The sequence below is a fragment of the Streptomyces phyllanthi genome, assembly GCF_009377205.1.
Lineage (GTDB): Bacteria > Actinomycetota > Actinomycetes > Streptomycetales > Streptomycetaceae > Streptomyces > Streptomyces phyllanthi.
This window is the reverse complement of the sequence record NZ_VJZE01000796.1, coordinates 1-2,340: the sequence shown is the minus strand read 5'-3', so window position 1 is coordinate 2,340 and position 2,340 is coordinate 1. Positions and strand designations below refer to the sequence as shown.

The following is a 2,340-nucleotide window of genomic DNA, read 5'->3' as shown; positions in this document are numbered from 1 at the left end:
GTTTCGGGCGGGTGGGCGGAGCGCCGTACGGCTGGCCGTGCTCGACAACAATCCTCGCGCCCTCGCCTTCTGGACGAGCCTCGGGTACGAGGTCATCGATCAGCGTGAGGATCTGCAACTCGGGCGGCCTTGTGCTGTGTTGCGAAAGCCATTGTGAAGTCGCCGGGCCCCGGGGGCTGTTCGCGTCAGTCCCACCAGAAGCACCAGCCGTCCTGAGCCCCGTCGCCGACTAGTCCTTCCTCCGCGTAGGCCGCCAGCGTGCCACTGCCCTGACGCACGTTGTCCGGGCAGAACGCGAAGTGCTCGGCGGCGAGCAGCAGGGCCTGGTCCATGGTGGTGGGAGGGGTGGCCACGCTTGCGTACAGGGTGTCGAAACCCACGCCGACCACCCGGGTGCCGAAGCGTTGTCCCCAGCTGTGCAGTACCGCCGCGATCTGTCCCGTGTCGGTGGTGTGGTTGGTCGGGCCGGCCCATCCGCAGGTGACCAGTGCGGCGGCGCCGCTTTCCGCTGCGACCAGCCCAAGTCTCGCCTCCGGACGGTCCCTCAGCAGGCGGGCCGCGTACTCGCACGCCGACGTGTCCGGATCAGCCCTGGTGCCATCCGACGCGGGAGGCGACGCCAGGCCCGGCCAGGTGGGGCCGAACGGGGCCGTGACGGCTCGTAGTTCCTCCACGTCCTCCGGTGGGTCGTCCTCGTGGGAGACGGCCACTCGCTCCCACCAGAGGCGCAGAAGGGCTGCGGCGTCGTGCTCGTCCGGAGACGACATGCGTTGCGGGTACAGCTCTCGGGACTCCCAGGGGCGGAAGGCCGCCCCCGCCTCCAAGGGAAGCAGGAGTAGTGGGGTCAGGCCGGACCGTGCCCGCTCGTTGTGCAGGGCCTCCCACAGGCCGGGCGGTGCCGAACCGTCGCTCACCCACATCACCGGCGGCGCCGCGCCACCCTTGCCGGATCCGAACAGCTGCCTGCCCCACCGGCCCCGCTCAGGGGGTGGTGGGGAGAGGAGGTGGCCCGAGGGCAGCCTCACCGACAGGGTGCGCCCGTCAGCGCCGCCGGCCGGCAAGAGCCGGCTGAGCTCGGCGGGCAGGGGCTGGTGGTCGGTCATGGGCCCACGCTAGGGGCGGCCACTGACAGCGCCTGGTCCGGCACAGCCGAGCCTCCCTCATGCCCCGCCCAGGCTCGGCGGTGTCCAGGCCGCGTGCCGCAGGACCGTGCGGATCGTCGCCCGGGACGGAGCCAGCCGGAGAGCCGTGTTGCGGGCTGCGACGGCCACGGGGTGGCTCAGTCGCTGGCCCATCCGGCCGATCTGGCGGGCGGCGCGGGCGATGGACTGGGTGCGGCGGCGCCGTTCGGTGTCGTAACGGGCCAGTGCCGTTTCGATCGTGGGCCCGGTGGCGAGTACGGCGGCCAGCGTGGCCGCGTCCTCCAGGGCCTGACTGACGCCCTGGCCGAGGTTCGGGGTCATGGCGTGGGCCGCGTCCCCGAGGAGGGCGATCCGGCCCGCGGTGAAGGCGGGCAGGGGGGTGACCAGTTCGTGGATGTCGTGGTGCAGGACGGCGTCGGGACGGGTCGCGTCCAGCAGGGTGGGGATCGGATCGTGCCAGTCGCCGAACCGATCGCGCATCGCGGCGAGGGGATCCTCGTGGCGTACACCGGGCGGTGAGTTGAGTACGGCGTGCCACTCGGCCCGGCCGTCGACGAACGCCATGTGGCCGAACTCGACGCCCCTCCCCCAGGTCAGTTCCAGGTCGTCGCGCAACTCGACCGGGTGCTCGGTGAGGGCGCGTACCACGGTCGATCCGCTGTACACGGCGCCGGGATGGCGGGGGAACAGCTGGGTGCGTATACGGCTGTTGACGCCGTCCGCGGCCACGGCCAGGTCCGCTTCCACGACGCCGTCTCCGACCGGTACGCGGACCCGGTTCGGGTCGGAGTCGTCGATGGTCGTCACCTCCGTCCCGACGACCAGGCACTCGGGTGGCAGCGCCGCGCGCAGCAGCCGGTGCAGGTCGGCCCGGAGCATGCCGAGGAGCGGCGCCCCCAGCTTGCGCTCCAGCGCGGTTCCGTCCAGCCGGGTCAGCCAGCCACCACCGGGGATCCGGGTGCCCCCGGTGTACTGGGGCCGCCCGGCGGCGCGTACCGCCTCGCCGACGCCGAGGGCGTCCAGGGCGCGGACACCGTTGGCGTGCAGGGAGATGCCCCCGCCCACGTCGGAGAGGACGGGCGCGCGTTCGACGACCGTCACCTCCCAGCCGGTCATGCGCAGACCGACCGCGGCGGACAGCCCTCCGATTCCCCCGCCGACGACCACCGCACTGCCGCCCATCCCTGCCCCCTTCGTC

At 72.8% G+C, this 2,340-nt stretch carries 2 protein-coding genes; both read right to left on the bottom strand.

The genetic code is table 11. The annotated features are described in order from the left end of the window. Positions 1–185 precede the first annotated feature (185 nt). Positions 186–1,103, bottom strand: coding sequence for a DUF4253 domain-containing protein (locus tag FNH04_RS44950; protein ID WP_152791993.1), 918 nt, complete (start codon positions 1,101–1,103; stop codon positions 186–188). A 57-nt stretch (positions 1,104–1,160) separates the two neighbouring features. Further along, a complete protein-coding gene (locus tag FNH04_RS44945; protein WP_152791992.1) occupies positions 1,161–2,324 on the bottom strand; it encodes an FAD-dependent monooxygenase in 1,164 nt (387 codons plus the stop codon). Positions 2,325–2,340: the final 16 nt, after the last annotated feature.